The sequence below is a fragment of the Pseudoalteromonas sp. RB2-MNA-CIBAN-0110 genome (assembly GCF_040309305.1).
GTDB lineage: Bacteria > Pseudomonadota > Gammaproteobacteria > Enterobacterales > Alteromonadaceae > Pseudoalteromonas > Pseudoalteromonas arctica.
Genome location: NZ_JBEOOQ010000026.1, coordinates 20,753 through 36,885, shown reverse-complemented (window position 1 = coordinate 36,885; position 16,133 = coordinate 20,753). Strand labels below are relative to the sequence as shown.

The window sequence follows — 16,133 nt, the reverse complement described above, 5'->3', positions numbered from 1 at the left end:
TAACTTTAAAACTTAAAAAGGACTTAATATGAAAAAACTATTCTTTATAGCCTGTATTTTACTTAGTCAAAAAAGCTTTGCTTTGGAATTTGCTAAGTACCCAATAGAACTAAGTTCGGGCGAAGGCGTTAATGTTGTTATTGCCCCAACAACAGATAAAAAACAAGCTTTAGTAAAAGTAACAGGCATAAACCATGATATTGATGGCATTGTATTTTTAACCGATTTAAAACCTCATGGTAGTAATAAAGCTTACAAATATACTTACGATGGTACACAAAGAAGTTTAGTAAGTGTTGAGGAAGGCTACCGCTGTTGCTCTTACAATCTTTATATTCCAGACACTCGTGATGGAATTTACTTATCAAAAAAAGAAGAGTCAAACCCTGCCATTGTTGAAGACTTAAAAGCGCAATACGATCAACAATTAAATAAAGGTACTCAAGCTAAACTAGCGGAGTTTAATCGTGAAAAGCATTTAGGGTATCAACAAAAAAATATAGCTGCCGCTAATAGCGAAATAGATAAGCAATGCGGATTAAAAATAAATACCAATGTTGATTGGGAAAGCATTGATGATGAAAACCTAAAAGAATATCCAGTGGGTTCATTTTGTGCACAAGTTGCAAACGAAATGGCATACATGTGCGAAAAAGACCAAAGTTTTAAAAACGACATAGCTCAGTTCAATGCTATCGAATGTAAATTTACTAATGAGCTAAAACTACGTAAAAATGGTAATACACTTATATTTAAAACAGCGCCAAAAGCCGCTAACCAACGCCGCTTTATTGAAGCTTATTTATTAAATTTATAAGCTGAGTTTAAAACCAAAAAAGCACCTAAAGGTGCTTTTTTTGGTTTTACTAATTAAGTTTGTTTATAGCGTTAAAAATACAATCAAACCGACACCGAGTAATAAACGATATATTACAAATGGCAACATACCCATTCGCTCTATTACTTTTAAAAACATAAATATACATGCATAAGCCGATAAGAACGATAGCACCACACCAAGCAATAATGTATTCCAATCAACTACATGGTCACCCAGTGCAAGCTCTGCAATATAATAAAGCCCCATCATAGAAATAATCGGAATCGCTAGTAAAAACGAAAAACGCGCTGCGCTTTGCTTATTCATACCCAACATTAAACCAGCGGTCATCGTGATACCTGATCGAGAAGTACCCGGGATCATTGCAACAGCTTGTGCGAAACCAATGATAAGTGCCGTTTTCCAATTGAGCTGATAAATAGTTTTAATTTGTTTCCCTTTTGCATCTGCGTACCAAAGCAACAAACCAAATACAATGGTGGTAGTAGCAATTACCCAAGCGCTTCGCAAATATAACTCAATAAAGTCTTTTAAAAGTAAACCTAAAATAGCGGCAGGCACTGTACCTAGTATAATCCACCAGCCTAATTTACTGTCATCGGTAGTGCCTTGCTTACCAAAAGATTTAAACCATGCGCTTAGTATATCTACTACTTCTTTACGAAAATAAATAACAACGGCTATTAAAGTACCAACATGTACTGCTACGTCAAACGCAAGCCCTTGATCTTCCCAACCTAAAATTTGCGATGGGAGAATTAAATGCGCAGAACTCGATATTGGTAAAAACTCAGTAAATCCCTGTATGAGGGCTAAAATAATTATTTCGATAATACTCATAGGTTAGAAAACTCCACCTTCCATAGCTTTTGTTGAGGGTTATTATATTCATTCCATAACTGCGCAATCGTTTGCTTAGCTACAGGATGATAAAAATCTGGGGCAACCTCACTCAGAGGTTGTAATACAAATGCATTTTTAGTTATTTCATCACGTGGTAATTGCGCTGGGGAATCGCAAGTTACATCATCATAAAACAGTAAATCTAAATCGAGCGTTCGTGGACTAAATTTTTTATCGTTCGCTGTACGCCCATTATCACGCTCTATTTCTTTTAATAAAGCGCATACATCAGCAAGCGACATATCAGTTGTAGCGCCAACTACTGAATTATAAAAATTATTGCCAGCAAACCCAACTGCTTCACTTTCAAAAACAGACGAGTGCACAATGTGCTCAAAGTGCTGCTTAAGTGCAATTAATGCACATTGTATATAATGCGCTTTATTTATATTTGACCCTAGGCTGATATAAATTTGAGCCATTTAGTCAGTTGCCTTAACACGTGTAATTTCAACACCTACAGTTTGTGCTTGTGCTACTGCTGCAGGTTTACTTACTCTTATAGTAACTTGTGGCGTATTAAACTCGCTTAAAATAATCTCAGCCAACTGCTCAACCAAAGTCTCTAGCAACTCAACAGGTTTTGCAGTGCAGTGCTTAATAACGCGTTCGCTTACTTTTGAGTAATCCAGTGCTAAATTAATATCGTCATTTTCGGCTGCAGGCTTAATATCACTAAGCATTTCAATATCAAAATAAAGGCTCTGTTTACTTTCTTTTTCAAAGTCGTACACTCCAATAATAGTGTCGACGTGCAATTGAGATATAAAAACCTTATCCATTGATACTCCAAATAACAACAAACGACTAAGCAACTATACAAAGCATCAATAAAATTAATACTGTATATGGTTTAGCCAGTGTTTAAATATGTGAAAATAACTTCTACAATAGCAAAATAACCAAACTAGCTATTAAATAGCCTGTTAATAATTTTCACGATAAATTTTGCTGCCAATAATAGCTTAAAAGTACTATCAATTGGTATAGTAATTAAAAAATAAGGAAGCGTGTGTTAGCCACTTTAATGTTTGTTTTAGCTTATTTACTTGGGTCGATTTCGTCGGCTATTTTAGTGTCGCGGTTGTTCAAACTCCCTGACCCTCGTAATAGTGGTTCTAACAACCCAGGGGCTACAAATGTTTATAGATTAGGCGGAGCATTTCCGGCTTGCTTGGTTTTAGTGTTTGATATTTTAAAAGGCACTATTCCGGTATGGGGGGCTTATTTTTTAGAAGTTGAACCTTTAGAGCTTGGTTTAGTCGCAGTAGCTGCTTGTTTAGGCCATATGTACCCACTGTTTTTTAGCTTCAAAGGCGGTAAAGCCGTAGCAACGGCATTTGGCTCATTATTACCTATTGGCTTATCACTGGCTGGTTTACTTGTGTGCACTTGGTTAGTTATAGTGGCAATAACACGCTATTCATCACTGGCAGCGCTTGTAGCTGTATCTTTAGCGCCCTTATATACATGGCTAATAAAACCACTTTATACTCTTCCCGTTACTTTTATCACGTTGTTAATTATATTTCGTCACCGTACTAATATTATTCGATTATTTAGTGGGGAAGAACCAAAAGTAGGCGCTAAAAAAGCACCCACTGATGAAAACAAAAACAGTTAATGTAAGAGTAATACCAATTTTATTAAAAACATAATCATTCTAGCGTATTAAATAACTCACTAACTACGTTAAAAATTATTTATATAGAACAACTATGTATCATAATTTTAGCCTTGTTATTGAGCTATTTTCTTATCGCTATAATAGATCACTAATTTAATGCAATTGGTATAATTAAATAGGCTCAAGGCTATCTATTGGCCAGCGAGGTTTTGTTTTCATATCAAGACTTGCAAACTGACCTGCTTTTAATCGTTGCATTCCTGCATAAGCAATCATTGCACCGTTGTCGGTACAAAATTCAGTACGCGGATAAAAAACTTCGCCTTTCATACCTTTCATTACGCGTTCAAGCTGCAGTCGAAGCTGTGTATTTGCACTTACGCCACCGGCGATTACTAAACGCTTAATACCTGTTTGTTTAAGCGCTCGCTTGCACTTAATAACCAGCGTATCAATAACCGCTGTTTGAAATGCATGCGCTATATCAGCTTTAGTTTGATCGTCGTCGTCATTTTCACGAATAGTGATTGATGCTGCAGTTTTTAAACCACTAAAACTAAAATCAAGACCTGGTTTGTCAGTCATCGGGCGAGGAAAAATAAAGCGCTTCGCAACGCCTTGTTCAGCCATTTTAGCTAAGCGCGGACCTCCAGGGTAGTCAAGACCAAGTAACTTAGCCGTTTTATCAAAGGCTTCGCCTGCGGCATCATCAACTGACTCACCTAGTACTTCGTATTGTCCAATACCCGCTACTTTAACCATCATGGTATGACCGCCCGATACAAGCAATGCAATAAACGGAAACTCAGGAATATTTTCTTCAAGCATTGGAGCAAGTAAATGCCCTTCCATATGATGAACAGCAACAGCTGGAATATCCCAACCGTATGCTAATGAACGACCAATAGAAGTACCTACCAATAATGCTCCAACTAAACCTGGGCCTGCAGTATAAGCAATGCCATCTAAGTCTTCTGGGCCGCAACCCGCTTGTGCAAAAGCTGCGTCTATAAGTGGTAGCGTTTTACGAACATGATCGCGCGATGCAAGTTCCGGTACTACACCGCCATAATCAGCGTGTACTTTTACCTGGCTGTATAGTTGATGAGCTAACAAGCCTTTTTCGTCATCGTATATTGCAATACCTGTTTCATCGCATGACGATTCAATGCCTAAAATTCGCACTGTACTTCTCCTGCCTTTAAAATTTCACTTCGCTGTTTTTATAACGTAAGGCCAATATTTGTTTGGCCATCTTCTAGGGCAAACTTTTTAAGTGCCTTCACGCTATCAGAGGTAATACGCCCCATATTTTCTACAAAATCAATTAGCTCACCTAATACTTCAATTTCGTATTGCATTAATGGATGCTCTCTAACGGCCGTGTTATCTGCAACCTCACCTTCAACCGTCATTTGATATTCAATAAAGCGGGCCACTGTTGCTTGAGATATTTTACTGACACTAATGAACTCTTGCTCATCTTGCGCCATTAAACCATGCATTAAGCTAAGTAAAGACGTTGCAGCATCAATAGCAGGGTAAGTACCAAACATATCAAAATCAGCAAGTTCAGGAACATTCGGTTCTATTTTTTCAACTTGTTTTTCGAGATCTATTTTACTTTTAGGCAGTAATATTTTTTCCCAACAAACATTAAGCGAATTACGAAGTAAGGTTTCATCACCAAACCCCGTTGCTTCGCTAAATAAACCGTAATTTGGCAGCATTCGCTCTATTAAAGCACTTGCTAAAACAGCTTTTTGTAAATAGTTAAGCTCTCTAATACGCTGAAAATTATTTGCTTTAGTCATTCTTTAACGTCTCACACGACCAACAAAAATCAAATGTTGATCCATTATGCTCATTACAGTTAGGGCATACCCAATCTGGAGCGGATTGTTTTACTTGTTGATAGTTTAACAATATTTGGCGCGCATGGCGCTCTTTTATCGCATAAACCTGCACACTAACTTGTGCTTGATCAAATGGAATTTCTCCCAATGCGCCTTGGAGCATCTCACCTTTTATTTTGCATTCAATGCCACTGGTTTGTATTAAACCTTTAATAATATTAGCTTCAAGGGTATTTTCGGCTTTATAAATTGTAACCCATTGAAAAGAGCTATCAGTTGAATTTTTATTATTAATATTTTGCAATATTCACCTCATTTATTTTGTGTTAACAATATCCTACGCTAAATTATTAGCATGCTGCACTTTTAAGGAATAAACATGACACTTACAACCCCGGGCTTACTTTTTCCGGCCATATCGCTGCTATTATTAGCCTATACAAACCGATTTTTAGTTTTAGCGCAATTAATTAGAGAGTTAAATGCGCGTGAAGGCGAATCTATCCGACCTGTTGTAGTCGCTCAAATCACTAACTTACGTAAACGAATAAACTTAATAAGAACAATGCAGGTATACGGCGTAGCCTCTTTTTTACTGTGTACATTTTCGATGTTTGCTTTATTTATTGAATTTAATACCACAGGGATTATTTTATTTGGCATTAGCTTAGCTTGCTTAAGTTTATCGTTATTAACGTCTTTATTCGAAATACATATTTCCTGTGATGCGATTGAAATAGAACTACAAAGCATTGAAAATAAACCATTAAGCAGCCGAATAAATAGAAATTTTGTAAAATAAACTCTTATAGATAAAACACCCTATTATTTGTCATAATCATGTTATATGTGCGCCCTATTTTGGGGCGTACTTTTTTATTAATTAGAACAATTAAATTCCAATCTCCTAACTAACCCACTGAGTTAAAATAACTTTGCCTAGATAGTTAATTGCAAAAATATAGACAAAACACAATAAACAACTAGTTATCAATTAAAAAAGTAATACTATTTGGTCGCTTTCCTCTTTAATTAATACTAAAAGGGGGGTATCCTGCTGGAAACACGTATGAACTTGCAACCGTATTTCAATATAGAATTTTACTAAACTTTAGAATAAAAATTAATATATTTGATATCCGTGGTATCTGCGACTTACTTATAAAAAGGGACTATAAAGTGAGATTTGAACAATTAGAGCAATTTGTAGCACTTGGTGTATTACGTCACTTTAGACAAGCAGCTGAACAAACCCAAATTAGTACTTCAGCGCTAACGCGCAGCATTCAAACACTTGAAAATGAAATGGGATATGAGTTAGTAAAACGCTCAACTCGTTCTGTTAAATTAACGCCTGAAGGCGAACTTTTCCTTGAATATGCTAAAACGACTCTATCGGAACTTGAGCTAACGAAAAAACGGATTTTTCAATCAGTAAACGGTAATGCTAATGAAAAACTTGTTATTGGCTATACCAATAAGGCAAGCAGCATAGTACCTATTTCTTGTGGACAGTTTTTAGCTCAATATCCTCATATAAAAATTGAAATGCAGTTACAAGATCAACAAGAGCTAACACGCAGACTCCAACAAGGTGAAATAGACATAAGTGTATACTCTCAAGCTATTAATAGTATTGGCAGTGACATTCACTTACCTGATCAGCTTGTATTATTTGTTTCAAAAAATCACCCTCTTGCACATAAAAACGATATCAGTAAGCAAAATCTTGATAGCTACCCTATGTTTGGCTGCTTCTCTCAATCTAAACAAGTGCAAACTATGCTTAATGAAGCAATTGATTCTTTAAATAAATCATCAAGTATTAAAGTGGGCAGCATTGAGCAAGTAATGGCCGGTGTAGTTAAATCAGATCACTTTGCTATAGCAAGCATTGAGCATGCGAACACAATCGCAGAGAACTCTGAACTCGTGCAACTAAAAACAAATAAAGATTTAAATCACGAACAACTCGTTGTACAGACAAGCCAACAAACGTCTATTACCGAACATGTAGAACACTTGTTGTCGCTTATAAAAAAAGCGGGAGCTGCATTTAACTAACCCTTCTTTTTGAAAAAGTGCGGCACAATAAACAGTAGCTTTAAATCGCTTTTCCGCTACACTGTCGCACCTTTTTTAAACAGCTGATGTGAATGAACACACTTTTTGGTCCTGATGTCTATTTAGATGATATAGAACGCCAAGGATACACCGTAATTCATAACGCGCTTATTGCCGATTTAGTTAACGATTTAGTTGCAGATTGTCACCGTATAAACCCCCACTTTAGCCTTGCCGGTATTGGTCGATTAAATAACTTACAAATAGATAAAACTATTCGCACTGACAAAACCTATTGGTTTGACGGCAGCTCTCAAGCACAGCTTACGTATCAAGCAATAATGCAAAGTATAAAAACCACGTTAAATCGTAGCTTTTTTATGGGGCTATTTGATTACGAATGCCATTATGCAAAATATACACAGGGTGATTTTTACAAAAAACACTTAGATGCATTTAAAGGTCGATCTAATCGTGTATTTACAACGGTGCTTTATTTAAATACGCCAGAGCAAGGTGGCGAACTTGTTATATATAAACCTAAAAGTAAAGAAGTAGAAATAACCATTAAACCAACTGCTGGCACATTGGTTATGTTTGAAAGCGAACGTTTTGCTCATGAAGTGCTTCCTGCAGTTGACGAACGCTATTCTATTGCTGGATGGTTTAGAAAAAACGCCTCTATTAGCGGCATTATTGATCCACCCCGATAGCTCTAAATAGAGAATTTTAACAGCCTTTATTAAGGCTTTAAAATGCTATTGGGTATGAAAGTAATAACCCTATAAAGATAGCCAAGCCCACATAATGATTATTTAAAAACGCTTTAAAGCAGGCATCTCTTTCACGTTTATGAATAAGCGTTTGTTGATATGCCAATAAACCAGCTGCTACACTCAAACCAATGCCAAACGCGATACTTAAATGATTACTTATACCAATAAACGCAACCAGCGCTATAAATACAGCATTAAGTAAAAAGATTATGTGGCGGTCGTATTTACCAAATAAAATAGCGGTTGATTTTACCCCTATTTTTAAATCGTCATCTCTATCAACCATCGCATACATAGTGTCATAAGCGACTGTCCAGCAAATGTTGGCTATAAATAATAACCATGCCTGCTGCGGTAATGCATTTATTGAAGCCATATAGGCCATTGGAATAGCCCAACCAAATGCAGCTCCTAAAACAACTTGTGGTAATTGTGTATAGCGTTTCATAAAAGGGTAGCAAAAGGCTAAAGCCAAAGCCCCAAAAGAAAGCAAAATAGTATTAACGCTAAGCATTAATACTAAAATAAACGCAATAACTATGAGCAGTAAAAATAGGCTAACTGCTTCACCACTACTAACCCGCCCTGAAGCTAGCGGCCGCTGAGCTGTGCGTTTTACAGAGCCGTCTATTTTCCTATCTGCAAAATCATTAATTACACACCCTGCACTTCGCATAACAACAACGCCCAGCGTAAATATAATAAAGTTGAGTAAGCTCGGCATCCCACTATTAGCAAGCCATAAAGCCCAGTATGTTGGCCAAAGTAATAACAAGGTACCAATGGGCTTATCTATACGCATTAGCTGTATATAGTAAGAAATATGTTTTGGCTTTAAAGCGGCTAATTTCATGAGTATAAATATGCTCCTGGTAAAAACACTTCACACACTAAAAATTTATATTCTTTGAGTGAAAATACACTTCGACGCCCTAGTAAGTTTTTTCCGGGTAGGTCTAATTTTGCAACTAATTGCTGAACGGGGTGTTTGGCATCAAAATAAGCAATTTCTATATCCGTTCGTTTTAGTGCTGGGTCTTGAAAAATCACATCACCTAAAGGTCGTTCACCCATATTGTGCAAAGGATTGTTCGAATCATTTTTAGGAAGCCAGCTTTGTGCGTACACCACAGGTTTGTTATCGCACAATAAGAGTACTTCTCTATTAATAGCTGTTTTAGCTGTGCTGTTTAGCAGTAACTTTTGCTCTAGGCTTAAAGTAAATAACTGCTCGCTTAATACTCTTACACTAAAAATTTGTGATTTACTTTTTAATTTAGCAGTTAAAGAATTAGGTTCAAAAAGCCATTCTTGCTCTAGAGGAGATAAGTCACTTACATATGAAGTGGACTGCCAATTAGCAGATATAGACAGAGGATAAGTAATCACAATAGCTCAACAAAATAAAAAACAACGAGATGATACCATTGCCAAAGCTTTTGAAAAAGTGATGTTTTATAACCATAAATAATAGCTTGGCGCTGTTTATTACCCACTATTAAGTATAAACTATTTGTAACAAGTTTTAAGAAACGCTTTAAATATGAAAAAAATAGTATACGCAGGTCTTTTTACGTTCTTTGTAAGTGTCATAAGCTTTACAGCTCGTGCTGAATCTACAGTTGGTTATTTTGGTTTTGAGCCCGATATAATCACCAACTACATTGGCGCATCAAGTAAAAAAATGGGCTATGTGCGTGTAACTATTGATTTAATGCTTAATGACACTTCAGATATTGCAGTAGTAGAGCACCACACGCCATTACTACGTGATGCCCTAGTAGAGATTTTATCTAAAGAGCCTGAAGAAAAAATAAAATCCCTTACTGGCCGTGAAGAAATACGCGCAAAGTGCGCCGAAAAACTAAAAAGCCTCTTAAAAGAAGAAACAGGACAAGAGATCATCCGTGAAGTCTTGTTCACTAAATATTTATATCATTAGTATTTAACGTTTTGCGTTAAATACTTTGGCGGTGTAGGCAAAAGCCATACCGCTAACTAATCCACCTAAGTGCGCCCAATTAGCCATACCTACAAACAATACATCTGCAAACCCAAGCACTAACCAAATCAACATAAAACCAACAATAGCCGTACTAACCAGCGCAGGTTTATTCGGATTTAAAAAGCTATGAATCCAACAAAAACCAAGTAACCCATATACTACGCCACTCAAACCGCCAAAGTTGGGACCAACCATTAGGTATTGCGCCCAATTACTAATAAGTGCAGTCACTAAAAACAAACCTATTAAGCTGAGTTTTCCGCATTGCTTTTCGATATTGTCGCCAAGCGACATCCACCAAATTAAATTAAATACAATATGCATCGCGCTAAAATGCACAAGCGCAGGTGTTAACCAACTAAGCGGTTGTGATGGATTAAATTGCAGAGCTGTATAAATTTCATCAAATCCACCCAATAAAAAAGCGACATAAATAACAATACTTAATATGCTAACAGTTTGGTTAAGCCAGCTAAGCGCTTTAAATCGCGACATAAGATTAAGTGATTGCCCTTGATATTTAAGCGGCGACTGTGTGCTGCCTACATCCCAAGATGCTTGCTGGTATTTTTCATGATTAGGATTTTGTGTAAACTCAACCCATAAAGGCTGAACTTGATGAAAGTCCTCCTCAGTCACGCTAATAATGACATTACTGCCATCTGCTGAGTGTATCTTTGCATCTAGGCCTTGGCTTTTTAAATAATCTATAAAGCCTTGTGCGGCGCGTGGGTTATTTAAACTGCCAAGCTCTATCATCGTTCTACTTTCTCGCTATAAGACGCTTCCCAAGCAGTAAAACCGCCATCCATGCTGTATACATCTTCAAAACCTTGCTCAACTAAATAACTAGCTGCGCCCTGAGAGCTCATACCGTGGTAACACACAATAATAATTGGCTGATCGAATTCTTTTTCCATCATAAATTGTGCAATATTACCGTTAGAAAGTGCTTCTGAGCCTGGAATACGACCAGCTTGATACGAATTTGGATCGCGAATATCTGCAATTACAACGTCTTCTTTATCTAGAAGTTCTAACGTTTGCGCTATAGAAATGTGTTTAAATGCCATTGAAGTCTCTTTAATTAATAGTATAAAAAAGGCGGCTAAAGCCGCCCTTCTTGTAATTTAGTTAGGAACTAATCCCAGTTTAAAATTACTTTACCTGACTGACCTGAAATCATCATATCAAAGCCAGCTTGGAAGTCATCCACAGAATACTGATGTGTAATAATTGGGTTCAAATCAAGACCAGATTGAATCAAGCTTGCCATTTTGTACCACGTTTCGAACATTTCGCGACCGTAAATACCTTTAATCACTAAACCTTTAAAAATAACTTGGTTCCAATCAACTGCCATATCAGATGGTGGAATACCTAGCATGGCAATTTTACCGCCGTGGTTCATGTTATTAAGCATTGAATTAAAAGCGCTTGGCACACCTGACATCTCAAGACCAATATCAAAGCCCTCTGTCATACCTAAGTCTTTTATTACATCTTCAAGCTTTTCGCTTGCCACGTTTACAGCACGTGATGCACCCATTTTGCGGGCTAAGTCTAGGCGGTATTCATTTACGTCGGTAATAACGACGTGGCGAGCACCAACGTGTTTTGCAACCGCTGCTGCCATAATACCAATTGGGCCGGCACCAGTAATAAGTACATCTTCGCCAACTAAGTCGAACGATAATGCGGTATGAACTGCATTGCCAAACGGGTCAAAAATTGAAGCCAGTTCGTCAGAAATATTATCTGGAATTTTAAATGCATTAAATGCAGGAATAACTAAATACTCTGCAAATGCACCTTCACGGTTTACGCCAACACCCGTTGTATTACGGCATAAATGTACACGCCCAGCACGACAGTTACGACAATGCCCACATGTAATATGACCTTCACCCGATACGCGATCGCCTACTTTAAAGCCACGAACTTCCTGGCCCATATCAACGACTTCACCAACATATTCGTGACCAACAACCATAGGAGTAGGAATCGTTTTACTTGCCCATTCATCCCATTTGTAAATATGTACGTCGGTACCACAAATAGCTGTTTTACGAATTTTAATTAGTAAGTCGTTATGACCCACTTCTGGCTTTGGTGCATCTGTCATCCAAATGCCCGGTTCTGCTTTTAATTTAGATAATGCTTTCATAATTCACACTCAACTAAAAAACCGAAGCAAGGCTTCGGTTTAAAATAAAATTAAATAACGCCCATTTCTTTACCAATACGGGTAAATGCATCAATAGCAATATCGAGTTGCTCAATACTATGCGCCGCTGAAATTTGTGTACGAATACGCGCTTGCCCTTTTGGTACTACAGGGAATGAAAAACCAGTGACGTAAATGCCTTCAGCAAGTAGTTTATCAGCCATTAACGAGGCTACTTTGGCATCTCCTAGCATTACAGGGATGATTGCATGATCTTTACCTGCACACGTAAAACCAACAGCTTCCATTTGCTCACGGAAATATTTAGCATTTGACCAAAGTTTAGCGCGAAGCTCGCCGCCATTTTCTAGCATTTCAAGTACTTTAATTGATGCAGTAACAATTGAAGGTGCTAATGAGTTTGAGAATAAGTATGGGCGTGAGCGCTGACGTAACCATTCAACAATTTCTTTTTTACCTGATGTATAACCACCTGATGCACCGCCTAGCGCTTTACCTAATGTACCGGTAATAATATCTACACGGTCTAATACATTACAGTACTCTGGTGTACCTTTACCGTTTTCGCCAACAAAGCCAACAGCATGAGAGTCATCAACCATTACAAGTGCATCGTATTTATCAGCTAGGTCGCACACAGCTTCTAAATTACAAATAACGCCGTCCATAGAAAACACGCCATCGGTAGCAATTAGTTTAGTTTTAGCGCCAGCTTCATCTGCTGCAATAAGTTGCTTTTCAAGATCAGCCATGTCGTTATTTGCATAACGAAAACGCTTAGCTTTACACAAACGTACACCATCAATAATTGATGCATGGTTTAACGAATCAGAAATAATAGCGTCTTCTGCGCCTAAAATAGTCTCAAACAAGCCTGTATTTGCATCAAAACATGAAGAATATAAAATCGTATCTTCTGTTTCTAAAAACTCACTGATTTTTTTCTCTAGCGTTTTATGAATATCTTGCGTGCCACAAATAAAACGAACAGACGCCACACCAAAACCATGATTATTTAAACCGTTTTGCGCAGCTTCAATTAGCTCTGGGCTATTAGCTAAACCTAAGTAGTTATTAGCACAAAAGTTGATTACTTTACCTGATGCAACTTCGATTTGAGCTTGCTGCTGAGATTTAATAATACGTTCGCTTTTATACAAACCTTCGGTTTTTACGTCTTCAATTTGCTGTTGTAACTGGCTAAAAAAAGCAGATGCTCTCATCTAAGTTCTCCATATATTTGAACGGGTAAACAATCACATTTAAACGACTGTTTATTATGAGGGGTATTGTAAAAGTTTAATGGGAAAAATGCACGGTTTGCAGTTCGTCGCAAACGCCCTAAACTGGAAGGAATTCCTGCCAGTTTACAGGCTAATCTGTTTAGTTTATTTATGTCTTTAAAAGTGCAGGTAAACTGTTTATAGAATCGATAATTAAATCAGCCTCTTGCTTAGCACTTTCATCAAAGCTTTGACCCGAACGCACTAAAACGCGGGTCGTAATGCTCGCTTTTTTCGCAGCCTGCATATCACTGAGTTTATCGCCCACCATTATACTGCAAGCAGGGTCGATGTTATGCTCTTGTATGCCTTGTAATAACATACCTGGCGCAGGCTTTCTGCAACTGCACTCTTTCAAATATTCAGGGTGCGCTTTTTTAGGGTGATGAGGGCAAAAGTACACATCGGCAACTTCAATACTGTGATCGCTAAATTGAGCTTTCATCCATTGCGTTAGTGCTAAAAAATCAGTTTCGGTGTAATAACCTCGGCCAATTCCAGATTGATTAGTGACGATTATGATTTTATAGCCCGCATCATAAAATGCTTTACAAGTACTAAAAACACCTTCAATAAATTCAAATTTATCGCTTTGATACACATAACCATGGTCAACATTTACTACGCCATCTCGGTCTAAAAAAAGTGCTTTATTTTTTTTTTGTGCATTCATTACAAAGACTCTTTTTGTACAACATGATCAAACATCGCTTTTACGTTATCAACTGTAATTTGGCCCATTAAATCATCGCCTTTTACGCGCGTACCCCACGGCACTTGCTCAGCTGTTTTACCAGTTTGCTTAAGCAAATTTTGATGATAAACCTCTACCACGTAGTCTTGGTATAAGTAAGGACCTGTGCGTGCTGGGTTTGAATGTGCGTATAAACCAATAACCGGCGTACCAACCGTTACCGCCATATGTGCAGGACCCGTATCGGGCGCAAGCACTAAGCTGCCACGCTTTAACACGCACAACAACTCTTTGAGTTTCGTTTTACCCACTAAATTTAAAATAGGTGTTTTACTATACTCAACAATACTATTTGCTAGGTTAATTTCAAGTTCTGTTGGCCCCCCCGTCAATACCACCTTAAAGCCTTGCTCATTTGCATAATCAGCCAATGCGGCATAACGATCTGCGAGCCAATTGCGCTGTGCTTTACTTGCTGCTGGCGATATTACAAATAGTTTATTAGTTAGGTATTTTGGTGTTAGTAGTTCATCAGCAACCGCTTGGTCTTGCTCTGTATATGGCATGTCCCAACTCGGTTTATAATCAGCTACACCAATGGCTTTTGCAAAACCTTTAAAGCCTTCAAGCACATGCGCCTGAGCTTCTGGGGCTATTCGTTTATTAATAAACAAGCTGTGCAATTCTTTTGAACGCGCCCAATCAAACCCTATTTTTACTTTTGCAGGAATACAACGCGCTACAAACCCAGCCCTTAATGCAACTTGCATATTAAGTAGTACATCAAACTGTTGATCTTTAAAGCGTTGCTTTAAGCTTTTAAGTGCTGCTTTACCTTGTTTTTTATCAAATACCACCAGCTCAACACCCGGTAAGTCGGCAAGTAACATCGCTTCTATTTTACCAATAACCCACGTGATTTTTGCATTTGGGTGTGCTTTTTGAATGGCTTGTACAGCACTCACACCATGACATACGTCACCAATGGCTGAGAGTCTTAATATACAAATAGATGAATAGTTAGGAGCTTGAGTCACACATTCCCTTAGGTATTAAATACAAAAGCCGATCTTAAATTATAATCACGCTATTGCAAGCACTTATCCTCAGCTTTAAAACGCGCTAATATAGGCACATTATTTAGCAATTACGCAGAGCTATGTTTAAACAACACGTGCAAGGCAATCACACTGTATTAAGCCACCCTAAATACACGAGCCAAATTACTCTCGATTGGTTTGATGCAAATTATTGGCAACAACGAAATAAAATTGTGGGCGCTAAAAAGGGCCGAGCAACTGCGTGGTTTTTTAAACAAGACGAATTAACAGCCGTACTTAGGCATTATTGGCGCGGTGGCTTAGTGGGTAAATTGCTAAGCGATCAATATTTATATCCAGGGCTTGAACAAACCCGTGTGTATAAAGAGTTTAGCTTAATGAGTAAACTTATAGAGCTTGGTTTAAACGTACCAACCCCTATTGCAGCTAAAGTAACCCGCAGCGGATTAATTTATCGTGGGGATATTATTACCGAGGCTGTTAAAGGCGCTAAAAGTGTACTCGATGTATTAATTGAACGCCCATTGACCGAAGATGAGTTAGAGGGCATAGCTAAAACAATCGCGCTATTTCATTCAAAAGGTGTGTATCACGCCGATTTAAACATTAATAACATTTTGTTTGATGATACTGGTGATGTGTATATTATCGACTTTGATAGAGGTGAAATAAAAACACCTAATGTGCAGTGGCAACAAAGTAATATGGCACGTCTTGAGCGCTCATTTTTAAAAGAACAAGGTCGAAACGAGTCATTTAATTGGCAAGCGACTAACTGGCAAACTCTGCATAGCAACTACCTCAAAGCACTCGCTAATATAAGTTAACCTAATAT

The 16,133-nt window shown here is 37.7% G+C and carries 21 protein-coding genes; 7 read left to right on the top strand and 14 right to left on the bottom strand.

The window, feature by feature from the left end:
• Positions 1–28: 28 nt before the first annotated feature.
• Complete coding sequence (locus AAEY68_RS13370) at positions 29–817, top strand: hypothetical protein (protein WP_024591466.1); 789 nt, start codon at positions 29–31, stop codon at positions 815–817.
• A gap of 63 nt (positions 818–880) precedes the next feature.
• On the opposite strand, the gene AAEY68_RS13365 is transcribed toward AAEY68_RS13370, so the two are convergent.
• From AAEY68_RS13365 to folB, 3 genes are read right to left on the bottom strand one after another with little or no spacing between them, the layout of a single operon-like run.
• On the bottom strand, positions 881–1,681 hold the full coding sequence (locus AAEY68_RS13365; RefSeq protein WP_007584742.1) for an undecaprenyl-diphosphate phosphatase: 801 nt from the start codon (positions 1,679–1,681) through the stop codon (positions 881–883).
• The gene (gene folK / locus AAEY68_RS13360; protein WP_024591465.1) at positions 1,678–2,166 is read right to left on the bottom strand and encodes a 2-amino-4-hydroxy-6-hydroxymethyldihydropteridine diphosphokinase; all 489 of its coding nucleotides are present in this window, start codon (positions 2,164–2,166) and stop codon (positions 1,678–1,680) included. Before folK ends, AAEY68_RS13365 begins: the two co-directional genes overlap by 4 nt.
• A complete protein-coding gene (gene folB, locus AAEY68_RS13355) occupies positions 2,167–2,526 on the bottom strand; it encodes a dihydroneopterin aldolase (protein ID WP_007584738.1) in 360 nt (119 codons plus the stop codon).
• A 230-nt stretch (positions 2,527–2,756) separates the two neighbouring features.
• Between folB and plsY the strand changes: the two genes are divergently transcribed.
• Positions 2,757–3,368 carry a glycerol-3-phosphate 1-O-acyltransferase PlsY gene (gene plsY, locus AAEY68_RS13350; protein ID WP_024594078.1) on the top strand — a complete coding sequence of 204 codons (612 nt, stop codon included), beginning with the start codon at positions 2,757–2,759 and terminating at the stop codon, positions 3,366–3,368.
• A gap of 174 nt (positions 3,369–3,542) precedes the next feature.
• Here the strand turns inward: plsY and tsaD are convergent, their stop codons facing one another.
• The 3 genes from tsaD to AAEY68_RS13335 are packed head-to-tail and all read right to left on the bottom strand — an operon-like array spanning position 3,543 to position 5,531.
• Positions 3,543–4,556 (bottom strand): tRNA (adenosine(37)-N6)-threonylcarbamoyltransferase complex transferase subunit TsaD, encoded by a 1,014-nt coding sequence (gene tsaD, locus AAEY68_RS13345; RefSeq protein WP_010554406.1) that lies wholly within the window; start codon positions 4,554–4,556, stop codon positions 3,543–3,545.
• 38 nt (positions 4,557–4,594) lie between these two features.
• A complete protein-coding gene (locus AAEY68_RS13340; RefSeq protein WP_007584732.1) occupies positions 4,595–5,185 on the bottom strand; it encodes a YjaG family protein in 591 nt (196 codons plus the stop codon).
• Complete coding sequence (locus AAEY68_RS13335; RefSeq protein WP_007584731.1) at positions 5,178–5,531, bottom strand: putative signal transducing protein; 354 nt, start codon at positions 5,529–5,531, stop codon at positions 5,178–5,180. The genes AAEY68_RS13340 and AAEY68_RS13335 overlap by 8 nt, the downstream gene beginning before the upstream one ends.
• Positions 5,532–5,606: 75 nt before the next feature.
• On the opposite strand from AAEY68_RS13335, the gene AAEY68_RS13330 reads away from it, so the two are divergent.
• The 3 genes from AAEY68_RS13330 (at position 5,607) to AAEY68_RS13320 (ending at position 8,004) form a co-directional block, all read left to right on the top strand.
• On the top strand, positions 5,607–6,029 hold the full coding sequence (locus AAEY68_RS13330) for a DUF2721 domain-containing protein (protein ID WP_007584730.1): 423 nt from the start codon (positions 5,607–5,609) through the stop codon (positions 6,027–6,029).
• A gap of 377 nt (positions 6,030–6,406) precedes the next feature.
• A complete protein-coding gene (locus AAEY68_RS13325) occupies positions 6,407–7,291 on the top strand; it encodes a LysR family transcriptional regulator (RefSeq protein ID WP_007584725.1) in 885 nt (294 codons plus the stop codon).
• Positions 7,292–7,383: 92 nt separating this feature from the next.
• On the top strand, positions 7,384–8,004 hold the full coding sequence (locus tag AAEY68_RS13320) for a 2OG-Fe(II) oxygenase (RefSeq protein ID WP_007584723.1): 621 nt from the start codon (positions 7,384–7,386) through the stop codon (positions 8,002–8,004).
• A gap of 37 nt (positions 8,005–8,041) precedes the next feature.
• Here AAEY68_RS13320 and ubiA read toward each other — a convergent pair whose 3' ends face one another.
• Both ubiA and AAEY68_RS13310 read right to left on the bottom strand, forming a co-directional pair.
• Positions 8,042–8,920: a 4-hydroxybenzoate octaprenyltransferase gene (ubiA, locus tag AAEY68_RS13315; protein ID WP_024594080.1), complete on the bottom strand. Its 879-nt coding sequence runs from the start codon at positions 8,918–8,920 to the stop codon at positions 8,042–8,044.
• Complete coding sequence (locus AAEY68_RS13310) at positions 8,917–9,456, bottom strand: chorismate--pyruvate lyase family protein (protein ID WP_024594081.1); 540 nt, start codon at positions 9,454–9,456, stop codon at positions 8,917–8,919. Before AAEY68_RS13310 ends, ubiA begins: the two co-directional genes overlap by 4 nt.
• A gap of 154 nt (positions 9,457–9,610) precedes the next feature.
• On the opposite strand from AAEY68_RS13310, the gene AAEY68_RS13305 reads away from it, so the two are divergent.
• Positions 9,611–10,009, top strand: a complete 399-nt coding sequence (locus AAEY68_RS13305; RefSeq protein ID WP_007584719.1) for a flagellar basal body-associated protein FliL — start codon at positions 9,611–9,613, stop codon at positions 10,007–10,009.
• 3 nt (positions 10,010–10,012) lie between these two features.
• Here AAEY68_RS13305 and glpG read toward each other — a convergent pair whose 3' ends face one another.
• From glpG to AAEY68_RS13275, 6 genes are all read right to left on the bottom strand, one after another.
• Positions 10,013–10,831, bottom strand: a complete 819-nt coding sequence (glpG, locus tag AAEY68_RS13300; RefSeq protein ID WP_024594082.1) for a rhomboid family intramembrane serine protease GlpG — start codon at positions 10,829–10,831, stop codon at positions 10,013–10,015.
• On the bottom strand, positions 10,828–11,145 hold the full coding sequence (gene glpE / locus AAEY68_RS13295) for a thiosulfate sulfurtransferase GlpE (RefSeq protein ID WP_007584717.1): 318 nt from the start codon (positions 11,143–11,145) through the stop codon (positions 10,828–10,830). Before glpE ends, glpG begins: the two co-directional genes overlap by 4 nt.
• 68 nt (positions 11,146–11,213) lie before the next feature.
• Positions 11,214–12,239 carry an L-threonine 3-dehydrogenase gene (gene tdh / locus AAEY68_RS13290; RefSeq protein WP_007584716.1) on the bottom strand — a complete coding sequence of 342 codons (1,026 nt, stop codon included), beginning with the start codon at positions 12,237–12,239 and terminating at the stop codon, positions 11,214–11,216.
• Between the two features lie 50 nt (positions 12,240–12,289).
• The gene (locus AAEY68_RS13285; RefSeq protein WP_024591460.1) at positions 12,290–13,483 is read right to left on the bottom strand and encodes a glycine C-acetyltransferase; all 1,194 of its coding nucleotides are present in this window, start codon (positions 13,481–13,483) and stop codon (positions 12,290–12,292) included.
• Positions 13,484–13,652: 169 nt separating this feature from the next.
• Complete coding sequence (gmhB, locus tag AAEY68_RS13280; RefSeq protein WP_024594083.1) at positions 13,653–14,216, bottom strand: D-glycero-beta-D-manno-heptose 1,7-bisphosphate 7-phosphatase; 564 nt, start codon at positions 14,214–14,216, stop codon at positions 13,653–13,655.
• Positions 14,216–15,274, bottom strand: coding sequence for a glycosyltransferase family 9 protein (locus AAEY68_RS13275; protein WP_024594084.1), 1,059 nt, complete (start codon positions 15,272–15,274; stop codon positions 14,216–14,218). The genes gmhB and AAEY68_RS13275 overlap by 1 nt, the downstream gene beginning before the upstream one ends.
• 122 nt (positions 15,275–15,396) lie before the next feature.
• Between AAEY68_RS13275 and AAEY68_RS13270 the strand changes: the two genes are divergently transcribed.
• Entirely contained in the window at positions 15,397–16,125 is a 729-nt protein-coding gene (locus tag AAEY68_RS13270; protein WP_024594085.1) for a 3-deoxy-D-manno-octulosonic acid kinase, read from the top strand.
• Positions 16,126–16,133 lie beyond the last annotated feature (8 nt).

Coding starts and splice junctions, on each gene's coding strand:
- AAEY68_RS13370 (WP_024591466.1), top strand. CDS start 29: ATGAAAAAACTATTCTTTATAGCCTGTATTTTACTTAGTCAAAAAAGC.
- AAEY68_RS13365 (WP_007584742.1), bottom strand. CDS start 1,681: ATGAGTATTATCGAAATAATTATTTTAGCCCTCATACAGGGATTTACT.
- folK (WP_024591465.1), bottom strand. CDS start 2,166: ATGGCTCAAATTTATATCAGCCTAGGGTCAAATATAAATAAAGCGCAT.
- folB (WP_007584738.1), bottom strand. CDS start 2,526: ATGGATAAGGTTTTTATATCTCAATTGCACGTCGACACTATTATTGGA.
- AAEY68_RS13340 (WP_007584732.1), bottom strand. CDS start 5,185: ATGACTAAAGCAAATAATTTTCAGCGTATTAGAGAGCTTAACTATTTA.
- AAEY68_RS13330 (WP_007584730.1), top strand. CDS start 5,607: ATGACACTTACAACCCCGGGCTTACTTTTTCCGGCCATATCGCTGCTA.
- AAEY68_RS13320 (WP_007584723.1), top strand. CDS start 7,384: ATGAACACACTTTTTGGTCCTGATGTCTATTTAGATGATATAGAACGC.
- ubiA (WP_024594080.1), bottom strand. CDS start 8,920: ATGAAATTAGCCGCTTTAAAGCCAAAACATATTTCTTACTATATACAG.
- AAEY68_RS13305 (WP_007584719.1), top strand. CDS start 9,611: ATGAAAAAAATAGTATACGCAGGTCTTTTTACGTTCTTTGTAAGTGTC.
- glpG (WP_024594082.1), bottom strand. CDS start 10,831: ATGATAGAGCTTGGCAGTTTAAATAACCCACGCGCCGCACAAGGCTTT.
- glpE (WP_007584717.1), bottom strand. CDS start 11,145: ATGGCATTTAAACACATTTCTATAGCGCAAACGTTAGAACTTCTAGAT.
- tdh (WP_007584716.1), bottom strand. CDS start 12,239: ATGAAAGCATTATCTAAATTAAAAGCAGAACCGGGCATTTGGATGACA.
- AAEY68_RS13285 (WP_024591460.1), bottom strand. CDS start 13,483: ATGAGAGCATCTGCTTTTTTTAGCCAGTTACAACAGCAAATTGAAGAC.
- gmhB (WP_024594083.1), bottom strand. CDS start 14,216: ATGAATGCACAAAAAAAAAATAAAGCACTTTTTTTAGACCGAGATGGC.
- AAEY68_RS13270 (WP_024594085.1), top strand. CDS start 15,397: ATGTTTAAACAACACGTGCAAGGCAATCACACTGTATTAAGCCACCCT.